Source organism: Aquipseudomonas alcaligenes NBRC 14159 (assembly GCF_000467105.1).
In the GTDB taxonomy this organism is placed as follows: Bacteria; Pseudomonadota; Gammaproteobacteria; order Pseudomonadales; family Pseudomonadaceae; genus Aquipseudomonas; species Aquipseudomonas alcaligenes.
In genome coordinates, this window is record NZ_BATI01000003.1 from 34510 (window position 1) to 57748 (window position 23239).

The window sequence follows — 23239 nt, forward strand, 5'->3', positions numbered from 1 at the left end:
TCCCTAGATCAGGCCTGGCCGTCCGGCAGGGTGAAGCCGGATACCGAACGACGCATCTCACTGGCCATCTTGGCCAGGTTACCAATGCTCTTGGCGGTAGCGGTGGTACCTGCGGAGGTCTGCGAGGTGATCTCCTGAATCACGTTCATGGTGTTGGAGATGTGGCCGGCCGACGAAGCCTGCTGACGGGCGGCATTGGAGATGTTCTGGATCAAGGCCGCGAGGGTCTTGGATACCTTCTCGATCTCTTCCAGGGCCACACCGGCGTCCTGCGCCAGACGGGCACCACGCACCACTTCGGAGGTGGTCTGCTCCATGGAGATAACCGCTTCGTTGGTGTCGGTCTGAATGGTCTTAACCAGTGCCTCGATCTGCTTGGTCGCGGCGGCGGAACGTTCCGCGAGGCGCTGTACTTCGTCCGCTACCACGGCGAAGCCTCGACCGGCGTCACCGGCCATGGATGCCTGGATCGCGGCGTTCAGTGCGAGGATGTTGGTCTGGTCGGCAATGTCGTTAATCAGGCTAACGATGTCACCGATCTCCTGGGACGACTCACCGAGGCGCTTGATCCGCTTCGAGGTGTCCTGGATCTGCTCACGGATGTTATCCATGCCGGTGATGGTGTTGTGCACCACCTCGTTACCCTTGTTGGCGATGGCTACGGAACGTTCCGCTACCGCGGAGGATTCCGCGGCGTTCGCCGATACCTGGTCAATCGACACGGCCATTTCGTTGATCGCCGCAGAGGCGCCGGCGATTTCCTGGGCCTGGTGCTCGGAAGCCTCGGCCAGGTGCATCGCGGTAGCCTGGGTTTCCTGGGCGGCGGCGGCCACCTGCACGGCGGTCTGGTTGATCGTCGCTACCAGGTCGCGCAGCTGGTCGATGGAGTAGTTGATGGAGTCCGCGATCGCACCGGTGAAGTCCTCGGTTACGGTCGCGGCCACGGTCAGGTCACCGTCGGCGAGGTCGGCAATTTCGTCGAGCAGTCGCAGAATCGCCGCCTGGTTACGTTCGTTCTTCTCGGCGGTGGAGGTCAGTCGACGGTTGGTCTCGCGCACCATTACCAGACCGATGAGGATGATCGAGGCCAGTGCCAGGGCACCCAGCACATAACCGGCAATGGTGTTGAAGTAACGGCCGTCGGCCAGGTTCTCGAACTCGGTGGCCAGACCGGAGGTCTTGTCCAGCAGGGTTTGCGAGCCGGTGAAGATGGTGTTGGCGGATTCACGGACCTGGAACAGTTCCGGAGAGGTTTCCAGAATCTCGTCCACCGAACCGGAAACGAACTGGAACAGCTCGGAAATCTCGGCCAGACGCTCCAGGGCGTCTTCGTCGGTCACCTTGGAGATCTCCATGGCGCTGTTGCCTTCGATCATCGCCTTGAGCACGCGACCGAACAGGCTAGCGTCACGACCGAACATGTCGGCGGCCTGCACCGAGTCCTGGTCACCGGCCAGCACCTTGTTCACCGAGCCTAGGATACGTTCGGCCAGCAGCGACTGACGCTGGGCAACAGAGACCTGAGCGGCAGGCGCACCGCTCTGCAGCAGGATGTCGACGACTTCCTCGTACTCGACCTGCAGCTGCGGAATGGTTTCGGCGAGGGTCGCGGCTACCTGGTGCAGCGACAGTACGGTCTGTTCGCTCTGCAGGATGGCGTCGGCGTTCTGCCGCAGCACGTCCCAGTCCTTCTGCACCTCATCCATCTGCGCCTTGACCGACTCGGGGGCAGCCGGCAGACCGCTGGCCTCGTTGCCCTTGGTCAGGAAACCCCAGCGCTCTTCGAAGTCACGACGCGCTTCCTTGAGCAGCGGGAAGGCTTCGGCCTTGCCGGTCGCCGCTTCGGTGGCGTTCTTCGCGATACGCTGGGACAGGACGCGCAGTTCGCCCGCGTGGCTGATGTATTCCTTGTCGTAGCCCGACTGGGTGTTGAGGTAGGCGAAGTTGGCGAACAGCAACACGATGGAAATGATCAGGACCACGAAGAGTCCGGCGATCAGCGTGTTACTGCGCACACCTGCCAAGAGATTGCCTGCATCGAGTTTTTTCATTATTTGGCCCCCGCCTGGACCGACCGCACAACGATTTCCATGTAACGCCAAAGGGCCGACAAGTGCCGACCCAACCGAAAAGCTTATACCGCCACGTCGAGAAAGCCCTGGTGCTGAGCCAGCGCATGCGGGCTGAACACCAGCCAGGGACGTTCGCGCTGGAACACCCCATGGATGAACGGAGCAATCGCGGCCTCGAGGGGCGGCAACTGCTCGGAGAAGGTATCAACCGGGAAGTGCTGCATGCCGAACACCTCGTCGACCGTCAGGCCGGCGAACACTTCATTGTGGTCCACCACCAGAACCCGGCGCTGCTTGCGCAGGGGCGACAGTTCGCCACCGAAGAAGCCGCAGAGATCCATCACCGGCAGCAGGCGACCACGCACGTTGGCCACGCCCTTGACCCAGTTCTTCACACCTGGCAACAGCGTATGACGTGGCTCGTGCAGCACTTCGCCGACTTCGCCCATGGGCGCCACGAAATAGCGCTCGCCCATGCGGAAACCGATGCCACTCCAGGTCTGTACCGTCTGCTGCTGCGACGGCAAACCGGCAGCCAGCGTACGGCAACGCTGGTCGAGAGCGACGAGGAGCTGGAAGGGAGATTGCGCGTCCGACATGCCGACCTTGGTCTGTTCTTCTTATGTGGCTACGGACTGGCGCGGCGTTAGCCGGCCAGCACCGCGTTGAGGGTCTTCATCAGCGTGTCTTCGTCAACCGGTTTGGTCAGGTAGTCACGCGCGCCCTGGCGCTTGCCCCAGACCTTGTCGGTTTCCTGGTCCTTGGTGGTCACGATGATCACCGGGATGTGGCTGGTTTCGGCGTCCTTGGTCAGCTGACGGGTCGCCTGGAAGCCATTGAGACCGGGCATGACGATATCCATCAGCACCGCGTCGGGCTTTTCCTGGCGCGCCAGCGCTACGCCGTCGGCACCATTCTCCGCCTTGAGTACCTGATGACCATGCTTCTCGAGCATGGCGGTCAGCTTGTACATCTCGGTCGGCGAGTCATCAACAATCAGAATACGAGCCATGAAGTTCCCCATTCGGAATAGGCATCGCCGGCTTGTGGCCGGCTATCAGGAGGCTTGCTCCACCGGGACGAATTCGGGCACATGCGCCTTGATGGCGCCGAGCAGCTCTTCCTTGCTGAAAGGCTTGGTCAGGTACTGGTCGGACCCGACAATGCGCCCCTTGGCCTTGTCGAACAGGCCGTCCTTGGAGGACAGCATGATCACCGGGGTGGATTTGAAAGCACTGTTGTTTTTGATCAGGGCGCAGGTCTGATAGCCGTCGAGGCGCGGCATCATGATGTCGACAAAGATAATGCTCGGATGCGTGTCGGCGATCTTGGCCAGCGCATCGAAGCCGTCCACCGCAGTGATGACCTCGCAACCCACCTTCTTCAGCAGAGTCTCGGCGGTGCGACGAATCGTTTTCGAATCGTCGATCACCATGACCTTCAAACCCTCGGAATGCTGTTCCATGTCTGCCCTACCATCGCCTCGGTGAGTCATTTGTTTTATCTATACAGCACAGTGTGGCTGAGGCCGTAACACTACGGGCTGCGACCCGATCGTCCGGACTTTTTAGCACACTCTCCTGATGCAATCTATAAGCCCCTAATACTCGGGGTTTTTCTTGACCGGCGGCGCCCTGCGGCGCCACCCTTGCGTCTCTCTTCGCCCCACTTGAAGCAGGTTTCACCCCATGAGCATTCGCCTGGGGATCGTCATGGATCCCATCGCCCAGATCAACTTCAAGAAGGACAGCTCGCTGGCCATGCTCCTGGCTGCCCAGGCCCGCGGCTGGTCGCTGTTCTACATGGAACAGCGCGACCTCTATCAGAGCGCCGGCCAGGCCCGCGCCCGGATGGCCGCATTGACTGTCTTCAACGACCCACAGCGCTGGTTCGAACTGGAAGAGGAAAAGGACGCGCCACTGGCCGACCTGGATGTGATCCTGATGCGCAAGGATCCGCCCTTCGACAACGAGTTCGTCTACTCCACTTACTTACTGGAGCAGGCCGAACGCGACGGCGTACTGGTGGTCAACCGCCCGCAGAGCCTGCGCGACTGCAACGAGAAGCTGTTCGCCACCCAGTTCCCTCACTGCATGCCACCTACGCTGGTCAGCCGCAGGGTCGACATTCTGCGCGAGTTTGCCGAAGCGCAGCGTGACATCATTCTCAAACCCCTGGATGGCATGGGCGGTTCCTCGATCTTCCGCCACCGAGCCGGCGACCCCAACCTCTCGGTCATCCTCGAGACCCTCACCGCCCACGGCACCCAGCAGATCATGGCGCAGGGCTACCTGCCGGCGATCAAAGACGGCGACAAGCGCATCCTGATGATAGACGGTGAACCGGTGCCCTACTGCCTGGCACGCATCCCGGCCCAGGGCGAGACGCGCGGCAACCTGGCCGCCGGCGGCCGTGGCGAGGCACGCCCATTGACCGAGCGTGACCGCTGGATCGCCGCCGAAATAGGCCCGACGCTGCGCGAGAAGGGCCTGCTGTTCGTCGGCCTGGACGTGATCGGCGAGCACCTGACCGAGATCAACGTGACCAGCCCGACCTGCATCCGCGAAATCGACAAGGCCTTCGACACCCGCATAGGCGAGCGCCTGATGGATGCCATCGAGGCCAAGCTTGCCGCGCGCAAAGCTTGATCCAGGTGGCAGCTTGGCGCTTGCGGCTTGCAGGCGCCCGGCTCTAGCCGGCAGACTGCGCGGCAATTCGATTTGCGCCCCAGTCCGATGAATGCAGCACTGAAACCTCCAGCCGAACTGACCAGCTCCGGCATCCGCCCTGCGGATCGCCTGGGCTTCACCCTGTTCGTCGCCACCCTGCTGCACCTGGCGCTGATCCTCGGCGTCAGCTTCACCCTGGCCAAGCCCGGACAGATCAGCAAGACCCTGGAAATCACCCTGTCCACCTTCAAGAGCGAGGAAAAGCCCAAGGAGGCGGATTTCCTCGCCCAGGACAACCAGCAGGGCAGCGGCACCCTGGAGCACAAGGCAGCGCCCAAGACCACCGAGCAGGCGCCGTTCCAGGACAGCAAGGTGAACAAGGTCACCCCGGCCGCCGCGCCGCAGCCGACCCAGCGCAAGGAGGCCGTCGCGACCAAGACCTCGCTGACCACCAGCAAGCCGCAGCCGCAGAAGGCGCCGACCAAACAGAAGGAAGAAGAGCCGCAGCCCGACGCCCAGCAGGCGCCGATCTTCGACACCACCCAGCTGTCGGCCGAGATCGCCAGCCTGGAGGCGCAACTGGCGCAGGAGCAGCAGCTCTACGCCAAGCGCCCGAAGATCCATCGCCTCAACGCCGCCTCGACCATGCGTGACAAGGGTGCCTGGTACAAGGACGAGTGGCGCAAGAAGGTCGAGCGCGTCGGCAACCTCAACTACCCCGAGGAAGCCCGTCGCCAGCGCATCTACGGCAGCCTGCGCATGCTGGTGTCGATCAACCGCGACGGCACCCTGTACGAGGTGCAGGTCCTCGAATCCTCCGGCCAGCAGGTGCTGGACCAGGCCGCCCTGCGCATCGTGCGCCTGGCTGCGCCCTTCGCCCCCTTCACCGGCGACCTGGCAGACATCGACCGCCTGGAGATCATCCGCACCTGGCGCTTCGAGCGCGGCGACCGTCTGTCCAGCAACTAGTGCGCGCATCGCACGCTTGAAGCCGGCGCCGCCAGGGTCGAAACTAGCGGCCATGAAAACCGCTCCCAGCTATCTCAAGCATCACTTCCTGATCGCCATGCCGCACATGGCCGATCCGAACTTCGCGCAGACCGTCACCTACCTGGTGGAGCACAACGAACAGGGCGCCATGGGCCTGGTGATCAACCGCCCCAACGGTCTCAACCTGGCCGATGTGCTGGAGCAGCTGCGCCCGGACGAGCCGCCACCCGCCCTCTGCCAGAGCCTGCCGATCTTCGCCGGCGGGCCAGTGCAGACCGACCGTGGCTTCGTCCTGCATCCGAGCGGACACAGCTTCCAGGCCACCCTGGAGCTGGGCGAACTGGCCCTGTCCACCTCGCAGGACGCGCTGTTCGCCATCGCCGACGGCAATGGCCCGGCCAGACACCTGATCACCCTTGGCTACGCTGGCTGGGAAGCCGGTCAGCTGGAGACCGAGCTGGCCGACAACGCCTGGCTGACCTGCCCGGCCGACAGCGCCATCCTCTTCGACACCCCCTTCGACCAGCGACTGTCGGCCGCCGCCGCGCGCTTAGGGATCAACCTCAGCCTGCTCACCGCCCAGGCCGGCCACGCATGAGTGCCACACCGCGCCTGCTGCTGGGCTTCGACTACGGCACCAAGCAGATCGGCGTCGCCGTCGGCCAGGCCATTACCGGCCAGGCCCGCGAGCTGTGCGTGCTCAAGGCGCAGAACGGTGTGCCGGACTGGCAGAAGGTCGAGGCGCTGATCAAGGAGTGGCAGCCGGACGCCATCGTCGTCGGCCTGCCGCTGAACATGGACGGCACCAAGAGCGAGATGAGCGAGCGTGCCGAGAAGTTCGCCCGCCGCCTCAACGGCCGCTTCAACCTGCCGGTGCACACCCACGACGAGCGCCTGACCACCTTCGAGGCCAAGGGCCAGCGCCTGGCCCAGGGCCAGCGCGGCGGCTATCGCGAGCGCCCGGTGGACGCCCTGGCCGCCGCCCTGCTGCTGGAAGGCTGGCTGGAACAGAACCTTTAGGAACGATTGCGAGGACTGCCGATGAACCTGCCCGATCCCCAACAGCTGCTGCCGCGCATGGCCGCCGACCTCAAGGCACTGCTGGCGCGCCGCGGCGTGGCCCAGGCCCACTTAATCGGCATCCGCACCGGCGGTGTGTGGGTCGCCGAGGCCCTGCTGCGCGAGCTGGGCCTGGACCAGCCGCTGGGCACCCTGGACGTGTCCTTCTACCGCGATGACTTCACCCGCAGCGGCCTGCACCCGCAGGTCAAGCCCTCGCAGCTGCCGTTCGAGATCGAGGACCAGCACCTGGTGCTGATCGACGACGTGCTGATGAGCGGGCGCACCATCCGCGCCGCCCTCAACGAACTGTTCGACTACGGCCGCCCGGCCAGCGTGACCCTGGTCAGCCTGCTCGACCTGGATGCCCGCGAGCTGCCGATCCACGCCGACGTGCTCGGCGCCACCCTCGCCCTGGCCCCCGAGCAACGGGTAAAATTGTCCGGCCCCGCGCCGCTCACCCTCGAGCTGCAAAGCCTTTCCGCCTAGGAATACCCCATGCCCATCGACGCCAAGCGCTCGCTGCAGCTCAACGACCAGGGCCAGCTGCGCCACTTCCTCTCGCTCGACGGCCTGCCCCGCGAGCTGCTGACGGAAATCCTCGACACCGCCGACTCCTTCCTCGAAGTCGGCGCCCGCGCGGTGAAGAAGGTCCCGCTGCTGCGCGGCAAGACCGTGTGCAATGTGTTCTTCGAGAACTCCACACGCACCCGCACCACCTTCGAGCTGGCCGCCCAGCGCCTGTCGGCCGACGTGATCAGCCTCAACGTGTCGACCAGCTCGACCAGCAAGGGCGAGACGCTGTTCGACACCCTGCGCAACCTCGAAGCCATGGCCGCCGACATCTTCGTCGTGCGCCATGCCGACTCCGGCGCCGCGCACTTCATCGCCGAGCACGTGTGCCCGGATCTGGCGATCATCAACGGCGGCGACGGCCGCCACGCGCACCCGACCCAGGGCATGCTCGACATGCTGACCATTCGCCGGCACAAGGGCAGCTTCGAGAACCTCTCGGTGGCGATCGTCGGCGATATCCTGCATTCGCGGGTGGCGCGCTCGAACATGCTGGCCTTGAAAACGCTGGGTTGTCCGGACATCCGCGTGATCGGACCGAAGACCCTGCTGCCGATCGGCATCGAGCATTACGGCGTCAGCGTGCACCACAACCTGAGCGAAGGCCTCAAGGACGTCGACGTGGTGATCATGCTGCGCCTGCAGCGCGAGCGCATGCAGGGCGGCCTGCTGCCCAGCGAAGGCGAGTTCTACAAGCTCTACGGCCTGACCGAGCAACGCCTCAAGCTGGCCAAGCCGGATGCCCTGGTGATGCACCCGGGGCCGATCAACCGCGGCGTGGAAATCGAGTCGGCGGTGGCCGACGGTCCGCAGTCGGTGATCCTCAACCAGGTCACCTACGGCATCGCCATCCGCATGGCCGTGCTGTCGATGGCCATGAGCGGCCAGGCCGCCCAGCGTCAACTGAATGCCGAGGAGCAGAACTGATGCGTAGCCGAATCCTCGGAGCCCGGGTGATCGACCCGGCCAGCGGCCTGGACCAGGTCCGCGACCTCTATCTGGACGGCGGCAAGCTCGCCGCCTTCGACCAGGCGCCGGCCGGCTTCGTCGCCGACCAGGACATCGACGCCCGCGGCCTGATCGCCAGCCCCGGCCTGGTCGACTTGTCGGTGGCCCTGCGCGAGCCGGGCTACAGTCGCAAGGGCAATATCGCCAGCGAGACCCTGGCGGCCGCTGCCGGCGGCGTCACCAGCCTGTGCTGCCCGCCGCTGACCAAGCCGGTGCTGGACACCCCGGCTGTGGCCGAACTGATCCTCGATCGTGCCCAGGAAGCCGGGCACACCAAGGTGTTCCCGATTGGCGCGCTGACCAAGAATCTCGCCGGCGAGCAGCTGGCCGAACTGGTCGCCCTGCGCGACGCCGGCTGCGTGGCCTTCGGCAACGGCCTGGCGCCGCTGGCGGGCAACCGCAACCTGCGCCGCGCCCTGGAGTACGCCGCCACCTTCGACCTGACCGTGGTGTTCCACGCCCAGGACGCCGACCTGGCCGCCGGCGGCCTGGCCCACGAAGGTGCCACCGCCAGTTTCCTCGGCCTGGCCGGCATCCCGGAAACCGCCGAGACCGTGGCCCTGGCCCGTGACCTGCTGCTGGTCGAGCAGAGCGGCGTGCGCGCCCACTTCAGCCAGATCACCAGCGCCCGCGGCGCCGAGATGATCGCCAGCGCCCAGGCCCGCGGCCTGCCGGTGACCGCTGACGTGGCGATGTACCAGCTGATCCTCACCGACGAGGCGCTGCTCGGCTTCTCCAGCCTCTACCACGTGCAGCCGCCGCTGCGCACCGCGTTCGACCGTGACGGCCTGCGCCAGGCCGTCAAGGCCGGGGTGATCGGCGCCATCGCCAGCCACCACCAGCCGCACGAGGCGGATGCCAAGCTGGCACCCTTTGGCGCCACCGAGCCAGGCATCAGCAGCGCCGAGCTGCTGTTGCCGCTGGCGCTGACCCTGGTGCAGGACGGCCTGCTCGACCTGCCGACCCTGCTCGCCCGTCTCACCAACGGCCCGGCCAAGGCCCTGCGCCTGCCCGCCGGACGCCTGGCCGTGGGCGCGCCGGCCGACATCACGCTGTTCGACGCCGCAGGCCAGACCCTGGCCGGCGAGACCTGGCGCTCGAAGGGCGGAAACTGTCCGTTCATCGGCCACTGCCTGCCCGGCCAGGTACGCTACACCCTGGTCGACGGGCGCATCAGCTACCAGAGCTGAACCGCCCGAGCACAAAAAAGCCCGCCAATCGGCGGGCTTTTTCTTTTGTCCTGATTCAGGCGCGCGAGGCGTTCTTGATCGAGACCTGGGTGTTCAGCGTCCAGAAGTCATAGAGCACGCCGAGCAGGAACAGGCCCCCGGTGAACAGGTAGATGACCCCGGTGATCCACTTGCCCTGGTACATGCGATGGACACCGAACACGCCGAGGAAGGTCAGCAGTATCCAGGCCACGTTGTAGTCGGTGTCGCCGGCGGTGAAGCGCAGGTCCGCCTCGCGGTCCATGCTCGGGATCAGGAACAGGTCGATGATCCAGCCGATGAAAAACAGGCCCAGGGTGAAGAACCAGATGGTCCCGGTCACCGGCTTGCCATAGTAGAAGCGGTGGGCGCCGAGAAAGCCGAATATCCACAGCAGATAACCGATGACCTTGCTGTGCGTGTCCTGTCGTTGCATGCCTGCCTCCTGCGATTAACGTCGTTGTACTGACCGCGCACTCTACGCAAGGTTGCCCTGCGGGCGAAATCCCTTGCGTTACAACTTCCGTCTTGCGACTCGTGGCCTCGCGAAATACTGTATATAAAAACAGTTATCGAGTTGCACCATGCAGTTGATCGACAAGCTCACCATTCTCGCCGATGCCGCCAAGTACGACGTGTCCTGCGCCAGCAGCGGCGCCCCCAAGCGCAGCTCCAAGGGCAAGAGCGGGCTGGGTGCGACCAACGGCATGGGCATCTGCCACAGTTTCACGCCGGACGGGCGCTGCGTGGCGCTGCTGAAGATCCTGCTGACCAACTTCTGCCTGTACGACTGCCAGTACTGCGTCAACCGCCGCTCCAGCGACGTACCGCGCGCACGTTTCACGCCCGAGGAAGTCGTCACCCTGACGCTCGACTTCTACCGGCGCAACTGCATCAGCGGCCTGTTCCTCAGCTCGGGCATCATCCGCTCCGCCGACTACACCATGGAGCAGCTGGTGCGCGTGGCCAAGCTGCTGCGCGAGGAACACCAGTTCCGTGGCTATATCCACCTGAAGACCATCCCCGACGCCGACCCGCTGCTGATCGCCGAGGCCGGCCGCTACGCCGACCGCCTCAGCGTCAACATCGAGCTGCCCACCGAGAGCAGCCTGATCCGCCTGGCGCCAGAGAAGCAGGTGGGCACCATCAAGCAGGCCATGCACTCGATCCACCAGGGCGAGAGCGAGGCGCGGGTGGAAAAGCGTGCCCCGCGCTTCGCCCCGGCCGGGCAGAGCACGCAGATGATCGTCGGCGCCGACGCCACCGACGACAGCACCATCCTGCACACGGCACAGTCGCTGTACGGCGCCTACCGCTTGCGCCGGGTCTACTACTCGGCGTTCAGCCCGATTCCGCACAGCCCCAAGAGCGTGCCTTTCGAGGCGCCGCCGCTGCTGCGCGAACACCGCCTGTACCAGGCCGATTTCCTCCTGCGCGGCTACGGCTTCACGGCCGGCGAACTGCTCAGCGGCCCCGGCAACCTGGCGCTGGACATCGACCCCAAGCTGGCCTGGGCGCTGAATCATCGCGAACATTTCCCCGTCGACCTCAATCGCGCCGAGCCCGCCCTGATCGCGCGCGTGCCCGGCATTGGCGTGCTCAGCGCCAAGCGCCTGGTGGAGCTGCGCCGGCACAAGCGCATTCGCTACGAGGACGTCACCCGCCTGCGCTGCGCCCTGGACAAGGCCAGGCCCTTTATCGTCACCCAGGACTACCGGCCGCCGCTGCAGGAAAGCGAGTCGCACAGCCTGCGCCGGCAACTCAGCGAAACGCCGGCACAGATGGCGCTCTGGTAATGCACAGCGCCCGTTTCGACGGCAGCTTCAGCGGCTGGCGCCAGGTCGCGCGCCAGTTGCTGGCACAGCGCATCGCGCCGCAGGAAATCACCTGGTGCGAGCAGGACGCCGACGACGATCTGTTCGCCCGCGCACTCGCCCCCGCTGAGCCGCCAGCAGCCCAGGTACCGGTCAGGGTGCCGCGCCAGTTGCTGGAGCTGCTGGAGCAGGCTGCGCGCTATCGCTGCGCGGAACGCTGGAGCCTGCTCTATCGGGTGCTGTGGCGAGTGTGTTGGGGCGAGCGGAACGCCATGCTGGCCGGTGATCCGGACGGCAGCGAGCTGCACCGACGACTCAAGGCCGTGCGCCGCGAAGCCCACCACCTGCATGCCTTCCTGCGCTTCCAGCCCTGCGCGGACGCCGAGGGCCCTGATTTCGTCGCCTGGCACGAACCTGCCCACGACATCCTGGCCAGCGCCAGCAGCCACTTCGCCGAGCGCATGGGCCAGCACAGCTGGCTGATCGCCACGCCGCATGACGGGGTGTATTGGGATGGCCAGCGCCTACGCCACGAACTGCGCTGTCCACCGCAGTGGCAGCAATGGGCGCAGGCGCCGGATGATCGGGGCCAGCAGCTGTGGCTGGCCTACTACGGGAGCACCTTCAACCCGGCGCGCCTGAATCGCGACGTGCTGGAGAACAATCTGCCGGTGCGCTTCTGGAAGAATCTGCCGGAGGGCCCGCTGATCCCGCAGCTGATGCAGCGGGCGCGTAGCGGCGAACAGCGCCACGGCCAGGCGCTGGCCGTCGGCCTGCGCGCCGGCAAGGTGATTCGCCCGCGCGCGGAAGACGCCGCAACTAGCGGAAACGCCGGCCCGGATCGTCCTCGCTCACCTGCAGGCTGAGGCCTTCGCTCATGCTGGTGAGGTGCTCGCCGTCGGTCTCCGAACCCAGCTTGATCATCAGGCGCAGGTCGTTGGCCGAGTCGGCGTACAGCAGGGCGTCCTCGTAGGTGATCTCGCCCTGGCTGTAGAGGTTGTACAGCGCCTGGTCGAAGGTCTGCATGCCCAGCTCGGTGGAGCGCTTCATCAGGCCCTTGAGCTCGTGCACCTCGCCCTTGCGGATCAGGTCGGCGGCCAGCGGGGTGTTGATCAGCACCTCGATCACCGCACGCCGGCCCTTGCCGTCCGGGGTCGGCACCAGTTGCTGGGCGACGATGGCCTTGAGGTTGAGCGACAGGTCCATCCACACCTGGTTGTGCCGGTCCGGCGGGAAGAAGTTGATGATGCGGTCCAGCGCCTGGTTGGCGTTGTTGGCGTGCAGGGTCGCCAGGGCCAGGTGGCCGGTTTCGGCGAAGGCCACGGCATAGTCCATGGTCTCGCGGGTACGGATCTCGCCGATCAGGATCACATCCGGCGCCTGGCGCAGGGTGTTCTTCAGCGCCACCTCGAAGGATTCGGTATCGATGCCGACCTCACGCTGGGTGACGATGCAGCTCTGGTGCTGGTGGATGTACTCGATCGGGTCTTCGATGGAGATGATATGGCCGCTGGTGTTCTTGTTGCGGTAGCCGATCATCGCCGCCAGCGAGGTGGACTTGCCGGTACCGGTGGCACCAACGAACAGCACCAGGCCGCGCTTGGTCAGCGCCAGCTTCTTGAGCACCTCGGGCAGCTTGAGGTCGTCGATGGTCGGGATATTGGTCTCGATACGGCGCAGCACCATGCCAGCCAGGTTGCGCTGGTAGAAGGCGCTGACGCGGAAACGGCCGATACCACGGGCGCTGATGGCGAAGTTGCACTCGTGCTTCTCGGCGAACTCGCGGCGCTGCTGCTCGTTCATCACCGAGTGCACCGTCTCGCGGGTCTGCTCCGGCGACATGGGATTCTTGGTCACCGGCATGATCTTGCCATTGACCTTCATCGAAGGAGGCACGCCGGCGGTGATGAACAGGTCGGAACCACCCTTCTCCACCATCAGACGCAGCAGCTTTTCAAATTCCATCTTTCCCGCCCGTGTGTTTCGTGTGCGGCCGCCGCAAACGCGGCGGCATCGTTGTTGTTAGAAGTTTTCCGGCGTCTTGGCCTTCTCGCGCGCGGACTCGCGACTGACCAGGCCCTTGCTCAGCAGGTTCTTCAGGCAGGCGTCGAGGGTCTGCATGCCCAGCGAACCGCCGGTCTGGATCGCCGAATACATCTGCGCCACCTTGTCCTCGCGGATCAGGTTACGGATGGCCGGAGTGCCGATCATGATCTCGTGGGCCGCCACCCGACCGCCGCCGACCTTCTTCAGCAGGGTCTGCGAAATCACCGCCTGCAGCGACTCCGACAGCATGGAACGGACCATGGATTTCTCCTCGGCCGGGAACACGTCGACCACGCGGTCGATGGTCTTGGCGGCGGAGGTGGTGTGCAGGGTGCCGAACACCAGGTGGCCGGTTTCCGCGGCGGTCAGCGCCAGGCGGATGGTCTCCAGGTCACGCATCTCACCGACCAGGATGATGTCCGGGTCTTCCCGCAGTGCCGAGCGCAGGGCTTCGGAGAAGCCGTGGGTGTCGCGGTGCACTTCGCGCTGGTTGACCAGGCACTTCTTCGACTCGTGAACGAATTCGATCGGGTCTTCGATGGTGAGGATGTGGTGATACTTGTTGTTGTTCAGGTAGTCGAGCATGGCCGCCAGGGTGGTCGACTTGCCCGAACCGGTCGGACCGGTCACCAGCACCAGGCCGCGCGGCACGTCGGTGATCTTCTTGAACACCTCGCCCATGCCGAGGTCTTCCATGCTCAGGACCTTGGAGGGAATGGTCCGGAACACGGCGCCGGCGCCACGGTTCTGGTTGAAAGCGTTGACCCGGAAGCGCGCCACGCCCGGCACTTCGAAGGAGAAGTCGGTCTCGAGGAACTCTTCGTAATCCTTGCGCTGCTTGTCGTTCATGATGTCGTAGATCAACGCGTGGACCTGTTTGTGGTCCATCGGCGGCAGGTTGATCCGTCGTACGTCACCGTCGACGCGAATCATCGGCGGCAGGCCCGCCGAGAGGTGCAGGTCCGACGCGCCCTGCTTGGCGCTGAAGGCGAGCAGCTCGGTAATATCCATGGGACTCCCCAATCGAATGCAAGCGGGTAGAATGCCGCAGACCCCTGACGGGCGGGCTATAGAGCGCAAGTAATGTCCACCATAGCAGAGAATATTGCAAAGGTTCGCGAGCGTATCCGTGAGGCGGCGCAAGCCTCGCAGCGTGATTCGCAGAGCGTCGGCCTGCTCGCCGTGAGCAAGACCAAACCCGCCGCCGCGGTGCGCGAGGCCTACGCCGCCGGGCAACGCGACTTCGGCGAGAACTACCTGCAGGAGGCCCTGGCCAAGCAGGCCGAGCTGAGCGACCTGGATCTGGTCTGGCACTTCATCGGCCCCATCCAGTCGAACAAGACCAAGCTGATCGCCGAGCATTTCCAGTGGGTGCACTCGGTGGACCGCCTGAAGATCGCCCAGCGCCTATCCGAGCAGCGCCCGGCGCACCTGCCGCCGCTGAACATCTGCCTGCAGGTGAACGTCAGCGGCGAAGCCAGCAAATCCGGCTGCACGCCGGAAGAACTCCCCGCGCTGGCACAGGCGGTTACACAACTGCCCGGGCTGCGCCTGCGCGGATTGATGACAATCCCCGAACCGAGCGATGACCCGCAGGCCCAGCGCGCGCCCCTGGCGCGCCTGCGCCAGCTGCGTGATGAGCTGCACGCCAACCTCGACACTCTCTCCATGGGCATGAGCCAGGACCTGGAAGCGGCCATCGCCGAAGGCGCCACCTGGGTTCGCATCGGCACCGCGCTGTTCGGTGCCCGCGACTATGGCTCGCCCTCCCTATAAAGGAAGCATCTGCATGACCCACCCGCGCATCACCTTCATCGGCGCCGGCAACATGGCCACCAGCCTGATCGGCGGCCTGCTCGCCCAGGGCATTCCGGCCAGCCACATCCGCGCCAGCGACCCGGGCGCCGAGCAGCGCGCCAAGGTGGCCGCCGAGTTCGGCATCGAACTGTTCGAAAGCAACGCCGAAGCCATTGCCGGTGCCGACGTGGTGGTGCTGGCCACCAAGCCGCAGGTGCTCAAGGGCGTGAGCCAGGCCCTGGCGCCCAGCCTGCAACCGGGCCAGCTGATCGTCTCCATTGCCGCCGGCATCACCTGCGCCAGCCTCGCCAGCTGGCTCGGCGATGTCGCCATCGTGCGCTGCATGCCCAACACCCCGGCGCTGCTGCGCCAGGGCGTCAGCGGCCTGTATGCCAACGCGAAAGTCTCCGCCGCCCAGCGCCAGCAGGCCGAACAGCTGCTGTCTGCCGTCGGCCTGGCCCTGTGGCTGAACGAAGAGCAACTGATCGACGCGGTCACCGCCGTCTCCGGTAGCGGCCCGGCCTACTTCTTCCTGCTGATCGAGGCGATGACCGCCGCCGGCGAGAAACTCGGTCTGCCGCGCGCCACCGCCGCCCAGCTGACCCTGCACACCGCGCTGGGCGCCGCGCGCATGGCCACCGAGAGCGACGTGGAAGCCGCCGAGCTGCGCCGCCGCGTCACCTCGCCCAACGGCACCACCGAAGCGGCGATCAAGACATTCCAGGCCGGCGGCTTCGAAGCTCTGGTACAACAGGCACTGGACGCCGCCGCCCGGCGCTCCGCCGAACTCGCTGAACAACTGGGTCAATAAGGAACGTCCATGTCCGGATTCGCTGAAGCCCTCATCTATATCGTGCAGACGCTGGGCAGCCTGTACCTGCTGATCGTCCTGTTGCGCTTCATCCTGCAACTGGTACGCGCCGACTTCTACAACCCGCTCAGCCAGTTCACCGTGAAAGCCACCCAGCCGCTGCTCAAGCCGCTGCGGCGGATCATCCCCGGCTTCGGCGGTCTCGACCTGGCCTCGCTGGCGCTGGCGATCCTGGTGCAACTGGTGCTGATGGTGCTGGTCATCCTGATCGCCGGCGCCAACCCGGCCGCGGTCGGCCTGCAGCTGCTGGTGTGGGCGATCATCGCGGTGACCTCGCTGTTCCTGAAGATCTTCTTCTTCGCCATGATCATCAGCGTGATCCTTTCCTGGGTCGCGCCCGGCAGCTACAACCCAGGCGCGCAGCTGGTCAACCAGATCTGCGAGCCGCTGCTGGCGCCCTTCCGCCGCCTGCTGCCGAACCTTGGCGGCCTGGATATCTCACCGATCTTCGCCTTCATCGCGCTGAACCTGCTCGACCGCTTCGTGATCGGCAACCTGGCCATGATGAGTGGCATGCCCGCCATCCTCAGCCCCTTCATCTGAAGTGGCCTGGTTCCGCTGGGACGGCGAGGATCTGATCCTCGACTGCCACCTGCAGCCCAAGGCGAGCAAGGACGAATTCGCCGGGCTGCATGGCGAACGCCTGAAGATCCGTCTCACCGCGCCACCGGTCGAAGGCAAGGCCAACGCCCAGCTGCTGGCCTTCCTGGCCGGCGCTTTCGGCGTGGCCAAGAGCCAGGTCAGCCTGGAAAGCGGCGAGCTGAACCGCCAGAAGCGCGTGCGCATCCGCGCGCCGCGCCGGCTGCCGGACCTGCCGGACCTGCCGGGACTGACCACTGGGTCACCCTGAGTGACCAGCCGGCCGAAGTTGTGAAGCACGCCGATTGACGAGCACGCGCCTCACCGCATAATGCAGCCATCTCCGGCAAAGTCATGGGCATTGTCCGGCCAAACACCCCGACCCACGCAGGACGCGCACCCGAGAGGAGAGCCAGGATGAGCATGGAACGTCTCAGCCAGCAGGTAGATGCCTACGTCACCTGGAAGCGCGAGCTGATGCGCGAGATCACGCGCTATCGCAGCTGGCTGGCGCACAACCGGCTCGGCTCGGACGCCATGGACGCCCGCCTGGAGCGCGCCCTCAAGCTGCTGCGCACCGACCACATCACCCTGGCCTTCGTCGGCGAGTTCTCCCGCGGCAAGACCGAGCTGATCAACAGCCTGTTCTTCTCCGAGTACGGCCAGCGCATGCTGCCATCGCACGCCGGGCGCACCACCATGTGCCCCACCGAGCTGTTCTTCGACCCGCGCTCGGAGCGTTCCTACATCCGCCTGCTGCCCATCGAGACGCGCATGACCGACGCCAGCGTGGCGCAGTTCAAGCGCATCCCGCGGCACTGGGTAAATATTCCGCTCGACCCGAGCGACCCGGACAACATGGCCCTGGCCTTCGCCCAGGTGGCCAAGACCAAACCCATGCCGGTGGAACAGGCGATCCAGCTCGGCTTCCTGCCGGACATGCTGGAGCCGGCCGGCAAACTTGGCCAGGTGCTGGTGCCGGCCTGGCGGCATGCCATGGTCAACTTCGACCATCCGCTGCTGCGCCAGGGCCTGCGCATTCTCGACACGCCCGGCCTCAACGCGCTGGGCAGCGAGCCCGAGCTGACCCTGTCGATGCTGCCGAGCGCCCAGGCGATCATCTTCCTGCTGGCCGCCGACACCGGCGTTACCGCCAGCGACATGGCGATCTGGAAGGAACACATCCGCCAGCTCGACGACGACACCCAGGCCAGCCTGTTCGCCGTGCTGAACAAGATCGACGTGCTGTGGGACGACCTGGCCGGCGAGGAGTACGTGCAGAAGGCCATCGGCCTGGTGCGCAACAGCACCGCCAAGCAGCTCGGCATCCCCGCTGCCAGCGTGCTGCCGCTGTCGGCCAAGCAGGCACTGATCGCCAAGGTGCGCAAGGACGAGGAACTGCTCGCGCGCAGCCAGCTGGCCGACCTGGAGCAGCTGCTGTGCGAGCGCATCGTCGCGCAGAAGGAACGCCTGCTCGAAGAGCGCGTGGTCAACCAGGTGCTGGCCCTGCTCAACAACAGCCAGCATGTGCTCAACCTGCGTCTGGAGAAGGTCCGCGAGCAGCAGGCGCTGCTCAGCCACCACCAGCATGACAACGGCCAGCTGCTGTTCGAGCTGACCGCCAAGACCAAGGAAGACCACGCCCTGCACCACAAGCGCCTGCTGGGCCTGAAGACCAACCAGCGCCTGCTCAAGCGCCAGGGCGACCTGCTGCGCATCGCCGTGCGCCCGGAGCGCCTGGAGGAACACCTGACCCAGGTGCGCCAGGGCCTCAGCGGCAGCTGGACCACCCTCGGCATCAACCAGGCCATCGTGCAGTTCTTCCGCAGCGTCGAGCACGACCTCGGCAACCTGACCCAGGAAGCCGAGATGGCCAACAAGATGGTCGCCGCCATCTACCGCCGGCATAACGAGGAAAACCCGCTGCACGGGGTCGACGCGCCGCAGTTCAACAGCCAGCGCTACCAGCGCGAGCTCAAGCAGCTGCGCAACAAGGCCGACCAGTTCCGCCTGCAGCTCAAGACCCTGCTCACCGAGCAGCGCAGCCTGACCAAGCGCTTCTTCGCCACCCTGGTGCAGGAAGTCATGGGCCTGCACCAGCGCCTGCGCGCGGAGGCCGAGCAGTGGGCGGGCGATGCCCTGATGCCGCTGATGCAGCACACCCTGGAACACAAGCAGATGCTGGAAACCCACATGCTGCGCCTCAAGGCCCTGGCCCAGGAAACCCAGCAGGCGCGCCAGCGCGGCCAGCAACTGGCCGGCTACCTGGCCACGCTGGAAACCCAGCTGGCCCAGGCCAGCGAGATGCTCCGCGTGCTGCGCCGCCCGGCACCGATCCAGCGCCAGGGCAAGGTGGTCAGCCTGCCAACGGCGGCCCGTTCGCAGGGCGGCGCCGACAGCGCCTGAAAGCCTCTGGATTCAGGCACTTGACCACGGCCCCCGCGCTTGCTGCCGGGGGCCGTGCTCTTTAGACTGCTGCACTTTCCTGGATCGAGAGCAGGGTCGATGCCGACTGTTTTCCCCGCCGACTCCGTTGGCCTGGTCACCCCCCAGACCGCCCGCTTCAGCGAACCGCTGGCGCTGGTCTGTGGCCGCAGCCTGGCCGACTACCAGCTGGTCTACGAGACCTACGGCACGCTCAATGCCACGGCCAGCAACGCCGTACTGATCTGCCATGCGCTGTCCGGCCACCACCACGCCGCCGGTTTCCACAGCGTCGACGAGCGCAAGCCCGGCTGGTGGGACAGCTGCATCGGCCCCGGCAAGCCAATCGACACCGACAAGTTCTTCGTCGTCAGCCTCAACAACCTCGGCGGCTGCAACGGCTCCACCGGCCCCTCCAGCCTCAATCCGGCGACCGGCAAACCTTACGGTGCCGACTTCCCGGTGATGACCGTGGAGGACTGGGTACACAGCCAGGCGCGCTTGGCCGACCTGCTGGGCATCCGCCAGTGGGCCGCGGTGGTGGGCGGCAGCCTCGGCGGCATGCAGGCCCTGCAGTGGACCATCAGCTACCCCGAACGCGTGCGCCACTGCCTGTGCATCGCCTCGGCGCCCAAACTGTCAGCGCAGAACATCGCCTTCAACGAAGTGGCGCGCCAGGCCATCCTCACCGATCCGGAGTTCCATGGCGGGCACTTCCAGGAACAGGGCGTGATCCCCAAGCGCGGCCTGATGCTGGCGCGCATGGTCGGCCACATCACCTACCTGTCGGACGACGCCATGGGCGAGAAATTCGGCCGCGAGCTGAAAACCGACAAGCTCAACTACGACTTCCACAGCGTCGAGTTCCAGGTCGAGAGCTACCTGCGCTACCAGGGCGAAGAGTTCTCCGGGCGCTTCGATGCCAACACCTACCTGCTGATGACCAAGGCGCTCGACTACTTCGACCCGGCCGCCGCCCACGAGGGCGACCTGGCCAGGACCCTGAGCACGGCCAAGGCCGACTTCTGCCTGATGTCCTTCACCACCGACTGGCGCTTCTCGCCGGCGCGCTCGCGGGAGATCGTCGATGCGCTATTGGCCGCCAAGAAGAACGTCTGCTACCTGGAGATCGACGCGCCGCAGGGCCACGACGCCTTCCTCATGCCGATCCCGCGCTACCTGCAGGCCTTCGGCGCCTACATGAAACGGATCGAGGTCTGATATGCGAGCGGATCTGGAAATCATCCAGGACTGGATAGCCCCGGGCAGCCGCGTGCTCGACCTCGGCTGCGGTGACGGCGCACTGCTGGAACACCTGCGCGACCACAAGCAGGTCGGCGGCTACGGCCTGGAGATCGATGCGGAGAAGATCGCCCGCTGCATCGAGCGCGGCGTCAACGTGATCGAGCAGAACCTCGACGAGGGCCTGGGCAACTTTGCCGACAACAGCTTCGACGTGGTGGTGATGACCCAGTCGCTGCAGGCCCTGAAGTACCCGGACAAGGTACTGGCGGAGATGCTGCGGGTCGGCAAGACCTGCATCATCACCTTCCCCAACTTCGGCCACTGGCGCTGCCGCTGGTACCTCACCACCAAGGGCCGCATGCCGGTTTCCGACTTCCTGCCCTACACCTGGTACAACACGCCGAACATCCACTTCTGCACCTTCGAGGACTTCGAGCGCCTATGCCACGAGCTCGGCGCGCGGGTCGAGGAGCGTCTGGCGGTGGACCACGAACATCGCCACAACCTGGGCAGCCGACTCTGGCCTAATCTGTTGGGTGAAATCGGCATCTATCGCGTCAGCGGGTCCGGCCTGGCCGGTCACCGCGTCGCCGTCTAATCCGGAGGTTCCGTCATGCGCCGCTTCGTATCCCTGGTTTTCTGCCTGCTGCTCGCCCTGCCCGCGGTTGCCGAGCGCAAACAGGCCTTCGGCGAGCTGGACGTGCACTACAGCGTGTTCAACTCCAGCTTCCTGCAGCCCGATGTGGCCGCCGCCGCCGGGCTGACCCGCAGCAAGACCGTCGGTGTGCTCAACATCGCCGCGCTGAAAGACGGCAAGGGCCAGGCCGCCAAGGTCAACGGCACCCTGAAGAACCTGCTGGGCCAAACCAGCGAGCTGACGTTCAAACAGGTGCTGGAAAGCGGCGCCGTGTACTACCTCGCCGAGTTCCCGCTGCGCCAGCGCGAAATGCTGACCTTCAGCATCCAGGTGCAGATCGGCGACGCAGCCCCGCACACCCTTACCTTCAACCAGGAAGTCTTCCCGGACGAATGATGCTGCTCAAAGAACTCGTACTCGCCAGCCACAACGCCGGCAAGCTCAAGGAACTCCAGGCCATGCTCGGCGAGCATGTGCGCGTGCGCTCGATCGGCGAATTCTCCAGCGTCGAGCCAGAGGAAACCGGCCTGTCGTTCGTCGAGAACGCCATCCTCAAGGCGCGCAACGCCGCTCGCGTGTCCGGCCTACCGGCGCTGGCCGACGACTCCGGTCTGGCCGTGGACTTCCTCGGCGGCGCCCCCGGCATCTACTCGGCGCGCTATGCCGACGGCCAGGGTGACGCCGCCAACAACGCCAAGCTGCTGGACGCCCTGAAGGATGTCCCGGACGGCGAGCGCGGCGCCCAGTTCGTCTGCGCCCTGGCCCTGGTGCGACATGCCGACGACCCACTGCCGATTCTCTGCGAAGGCCTCTGGCACGGCAGCATCCTGCACGAAGCGCGTGGCGAGCAGGGCTTCGGTTACGATCCGCTGTTCTGGGTGCCGGAGCGCCAGTGCTCCAGCGCCGAACTGGCCAGCGACGAGAAGAACCGCATCAGCCACCGCGCCCGTGCCATGGCCCTGCTCAAACAGCGCCTGGGCCTGACGTGAGCCAGACGCCCTCACCCCCTACCCCTCTCCCAGAGGGAGAGGGGAGCACTTACTCCGCACCTGCGGACAGCACTAGCCCCTCTCCCCTCGGGGTGAGGGACTTCCAGCTCCCCCCGCTCGCCCTCTACCTCCACATCCCCTGGTGCGTGCGCAAATGCCCCTACTGCGACTTCAACTCGCATGCTGCCGGGCCTAGCCTGCCGGAAGAGGAATACGTCGACGCCCTGCTGGCCGACCTCGACCAGGACCTGGGCCACGTGCACGGCCGCGAGCTGACCTCGATCTTCTTCGGCGGCGGCACCCCCAGCCTGTTCTCGGCCAAGGCACTCGGCCGGCTACTGCAGGGCGTGCAGCAGCGCGTGCCGTTCGCCAGCGATATCGAGATCACCCTGGAAGCCAATCCGGGCACCTTCGAGCAGGCCAAGTTCCGCGACTACCGCAGCCTGGGCATCAACCGCCTGTCGATCGGCGTGCAGAGCTTCCAGGAAGCCAAGCTCAAGGCCCTGGGGCGTATCCACAACGGCGACGAGGCGATCCGCGCCGCCGATATGGCGCGCGCCGCCGGCTTCGACAACTTCAACCTCGACCTGATGCACGGCCTGCCCGAGCAGAGCATCGAGGACGCCCTGTACGACCTGCGCACCGCCATCGCCCAGGGGCCGACGCACCTGTCCTGGTACCAGCTGACCATGGAACCCAACACGGTGTTCTGGAGCCAGCCGCCGCAGCTGCCGGAAGATGACCTGCTGTGGGACATCCAGGAAGCCGGCCAGGCTCTGCTGGCCGCCGAAGGCTATGCGCAGTACGAGGTCTCCGCCTACGCCCAGGCCGGGCGCCAGGCGCGGCACAACCTCAACTACTGGAGCTTCGGCGACTTCCTCGGCATCGGCGCCGGCGCCCACGCCAAGCTCTCGGCGCCGGACGGGCGCATCGTCCGCAGCTGGAAGACCCGCCTGCCCAAGGACTACCTAGACCCGGCCAAAGCCTTCCAGGCCGGCGAGCGCGTGCTGGATGCCGAGGAGCTGCCTTTCGAGTTCCTCATGAACGTGCTGCGCCTCACCGAAGGCGCGCCCGCCGCCCTGTTCGAGCAACGCACCGGCCTGCCGCTGGCCAGCCTGGAGCAGGCGCGGCGCGAAGCCGAGGCGCGCCAGCTACTGCAGAGCGACCCGCAGCGCCTGGTCGCCACCCCCGAGGGCCAGCTGTTCCTCAACGATTTGCTGCAGCACTTCCTGCCCTGAGCCACGCCGTGCGCCAGCTC

Annotated in this window: 26 protein-coding genes; 19 read left to right on the forward strand and 7 right to left on the reverse strand. The window is 65.8% G+C overall.

Annotated elements, in window-relative coordinates; translation table 11 throughout:
* Window positions 1-8 precede the first annotated feature (8 nt).
* From PA6_RS01000 to pilG, 4 genes are all read right to left on the reverse strand, one after another.
* Complete coding sequence (locus PA6_RS01000; protein WP_021698991.1) at window positions 9-2051, reverse strand: methyl-accepting chemotaxis protein; 2043 nt, start codon at window positions 2049-2051, stop codon at window positions 9-11.
* 83 nt (window positions 2052-2134) lie between these two features.
* Window positions 2135-2671 (reverse strand): chemotaxis protein CheW, encoded by a 537-nt coding sequence (locus PA6_RS01005; protein WP_021698992.1) that lies wholly within the window; start codon window positions 2669-2671, stop codon window positions 2135-2137.
* Between the two features lie 47 nt (window positions 2672-2718).
* A complete protein-coding gene (gene pilH, locus PA6_RS01010; RefSeq protein WP_043216118.1) occupies window positions 2719-3084 on the reverse strand; it encodes a twitching motility response regulator PilH in 366 nt (121 codons plus the stop codon).
* A gap of 45 nt (window positions 3085-3129) precedes the next feature.
* On the reverse strand, window positions 3130-3537 hold the full coding sequence (gene pilG, locus PA6_RS01015; protein WP_021698994.1) for a twitching motility response regulator PilG: 408 nt from the start codon (window positions 3535-3537) through the stop codon (window positions 3130-3132).
* Between the two features lie 223 nt (window positions 3538-3760).
* Between pilG and gshB the strand changes: the two genes are divergently transcribed.
* The 7 genes from gshB (at window position 3761) to PA6_RS01050 (ending at window position 9561) form a co-directional block, all read left to right on the forward strand.
* The gene (gene gshB, locus PA6_RS01020; protein ID WP_021698995.1) at window positions 3761-4720 is read left to right on the forward strand and encodes a glutathione synthase; all 960 of its coding nucleotides are present in this window, start codon (window positions 3761-3763) and stop codon (window positions 4718-4720) included.
* A gap of 87 nt (window positions 4721-4807) precedes the next feature.
* Complete coding sequence (locus PA6_RS01025) at window positions 4808-5710, forward strand: energy transducer TonB (RefSeq protein WP_021698996.1); 903 nt, start codon at window positions 4808-4810, stop codon at window positions 5708-5710.
* Between the two features lie 52 nt (window positions 5711-5762).
* Window positions 5763-6329 carry a YqgE/AlgH family protein gene (locus PA6_RS01030; RefSeq protein ID WP_021698997.1) on the forward strand — a complete coding sequence of 189 codons (567 nt, stop codon included), beginning with the start codon at window positions 5763-5765 and terminating at the stop codon, window positions 6327-6329.
* The gene (gene ruvX / locus PA6_RS01035) at window positions 6326-6751 is read left to right on the forward strand and encodes a Holliday junction resolvase RuvX (RefSeq protein ID WP_021698998.1); all 426 of its coding nucleotides are present in this window, start codon (window positions 6326-6328) and stop codon (window positions 6749-6751) included. The genes PA6_RS01030 and ruvX overlap by 4 nt, the downstream gene beginning before the upstream one ends.
* 21 nt (window positions 6752-6772) lie before the next feature.
* Window positions 6773-7279, forward strand: coding sequence for a bifunctional pyr operon transcriptional regulator/uracil phosphoribosyltransferase PyrR (gene pyrR, locus PA6_RS01040; RefSeq protein WP_021698999.1), 507 nt, complete (start codon window positions 6773-6775; stop codon window positions 7277-7279).
* Between the two features lie 9 nt (window positions 7280-7288).
* Window positions 7289-8290 carry an aspartate carbamoyltransferase catalytic subunit gene (locus tag PA6_RS01045; protein WP_021699000.1) on the forward strand — a complete coding sequence of 334 codons (1002 nt, stop codon included), beginning with the start codon at window positions 7289-7291 and terminating at the stop codon, window positions 8288-8290.
* Window positions 8290-9561, forward strand: a complete 1272-nt coding sequence (locus PA6_RS01050) for a dihydroorotase (protein ID WP_021699001.1) — start codon at window positions 8290-8292, stop codon at window positions 9559-9561. Before PA6_RS01045 ends, PA6_RS01050 begins: the two co-directional genes overlap by 1 nt.
* Window positions 9562-9616: 55 nt before the next feature.
* Here the strand turns inward: PA6_RS01050 and PA6_RS01055 are convergent, their stop codons facing one another.
* Window positions 9617-10015, reverse strand: a complete 399-nt coding sequence (locus PA6_RS01055) for an NINE protein (protein ID WP_021699002.1) — start codon at window positions 10013-10015, stop codon at window positions 9617-9619.
* 148 nt (window positions 10016-10163) lie between these two features.
* On the opposite strand from PA6_RS01055, the gene PA6_RS01060 reads away from it, so the two are divergent.
* The gene (locus tag PA6_RS01060; protein WP_021699003.1) at window positions 10164-11375 is read left to right on the forward strand and encodes a putative DNA modification/repair radical SAM protein; all 1212 of its coding nucleotides are present in this window, start codon (window positions 10164-10166) and stop codon (window positions 11373-11375) included.
* Window positions 11375-12259: a TIGR03915 family putative DNA repair protein gene (locus PA6_RS01065; RefSeq protein ID WP_021699004.1), complete on the forward strand. Its 885-nt coding sequence runs from the start codon at window positions 11375-11377 to the stop codon at window positions 12257-12259. The genes PA6_RS01060 and PA6_RS01065 overlap by 1 nt, the downstream gene beginning before the upstream one ends.
* Here the strand turns inward: PA6_RS01065 and PA6_RS01070 are convergent.
* Both PA6_RS01070 and PA6_RS01075 read right to left on the reverse strand, forming a co-directional pair.
* Entirely contained in the window at window positions 12213-13358 is a 1146-nt protein-coding gene (locus PA6_RS01070; RefSeq protein ID WP_021699005.1) for a PilT/PilU family type 4a pilus ATPase, read from the reverse strand. The genes PA6_RS01065 and PA6_RS01070 overlap by 47 nt on opposite strands.
* A 57-nt stretch (window positions 13359-13415) precedes the next feature.
* Window positions 13416-14450 (reverse strand): type IV pilus twitching motility protein PilT, encoded by a 1035-nt coding sequence (locus PA6_RS01075; RefSeq protein WP_021699006.1) that lies wholly within the window; start codon window positions 14448-14450, stop codon window positions 13416-13418.
* A gap of 72 nt (window positions 14451-14522) precedes the next feature.
* Between PA6_RS01075 and PA6_RS01080 the strand changes: the two genes are divergently transcribed.
* The 10 genes from PA6_RS01080 (at window position 14523) to hemW (ending at window position 23219) form a co-directional block, all read left to right on the forward strand.
* Window positions 14523-15215, forward strand: coding sequence for a YggS family pyridoxal phosphate-dependent enzyme (locus PA6_RS01080; RefSeq protein WP_021699007.1), 693 nt, complete (start codon window positions 14523-14525; stop codon window positions 15213-15215).
* A 13-nt stretch (window positions 15216-15228) separates the two neighbouring features.
* Window positions 15229-16047 (forward strand): pyrroline-5-carboxylate reductase, encoded by an 819-nt coding sequence (gene proC / locus PA6_RS01085; RefSeq protein WP_021699008.1) that lies wholly within the window; start codon window positions 15229-15231, stop codon window positions 16045-16047.
* 9 nt (window positions 16048-16056) lie between these two features.
* On the forward strand, window positions 16057-16650 hold the full coding sequence (locus tag PA6_RS01090; protein WP_021699009.1) for a YggT family protein: 594 nt from the start codon (window positions 16057-16059) through the stop codon (window positions 16648-16650).
* 1 nt (window position 16651) lies between these two features.
* Window positions 16652-16957 carry a DUF167 domain-containing protein gene (locus tag PA6_RS01095; RefSeq protein WP_021699010.1) on the forward strand — a complete coding sequence of 102 codons (306 nt, stop codon included), beginning with the start codon at window positions 16652-16654 and terminating at the stop codon, window positions 16955-16957.
* A 146-nt stretch (window positions 16958-17103) separates the two neighbouring features.
* Entirely contained in the window at window positions 17104-19092 is a 1989-nt protein-coding gene (locus tag PA6_RS01100; protein ID WP_021699011.1) for a dynamin-like GTPase family protein, read from the forward strand.
* A 99-nt stretch (window positions 19093-19191) separates the two neighbouring features.
* The gene (gene metX / locus PA6_RS01105) at window positions 19192-20331 is read left to right on the forward strand and encodes a homoserine O-succinyltransferase MetX (protein ID WP_021699012.1); all 1140 of its coding nucleotides are present in this window, start codon (window positions 19192-19194) and stop codon (window positions 20329-20331) included.
* Between the two features lies 1 nt (window position 20332).
* Complete coding sequence (metW, locus tag PA6_RS01110) at window positions 20333-20953, forward strand: methionine biosynthesis protein MetW (RefSeq protein WP_021699013.1); 621 nt, start codon at window positions 20333-20335, stop codon at window positions 20951-20953.
* Between the two features lie 15 nt (window positions 20954-20968).
* Window positions 20969-21388, forward strand: coding sequence for a DUF4426 domain-containing protein (locus PA6_RS01115; protein ID WP_021699014.1), 420 nt, complete (start codon window positions 20969-20971; stop codon window positions 21386-21388).
* On the forward strand, window positions 21385-21981 hold the full coding sequence (gene rdgB / locus PA6_RS01120; protein ID WP_021699015.1) for an RdgB/HAM1 family non-canonical purine NTP pyrophosphatase: 597 nt from the start codon (window positions 21385-21387) through the stop codon (window positions 21979-21981). Before PA6_RS01115 ends, rdgB begins: the two co-directional genes overlap by 4 nt.
* A 92-nt stretch (window positions 21982-22073) precedes the next feature.
* Window positions 22074-23219 carry a radical SAM family heme chaperone HemW gene (hemW, locus tag PA6_RS01125; protein WP_021699016.1) on the forward strand — a complete coding sequence of 382 codons (1146 nt, stop codon included), beginning with the start codon at window positions 22074-22076 and terminating at the stop codon, window positions 23217-23219.
* Window positions 23220-23239 lie beyond the last annotated feature (20 nt).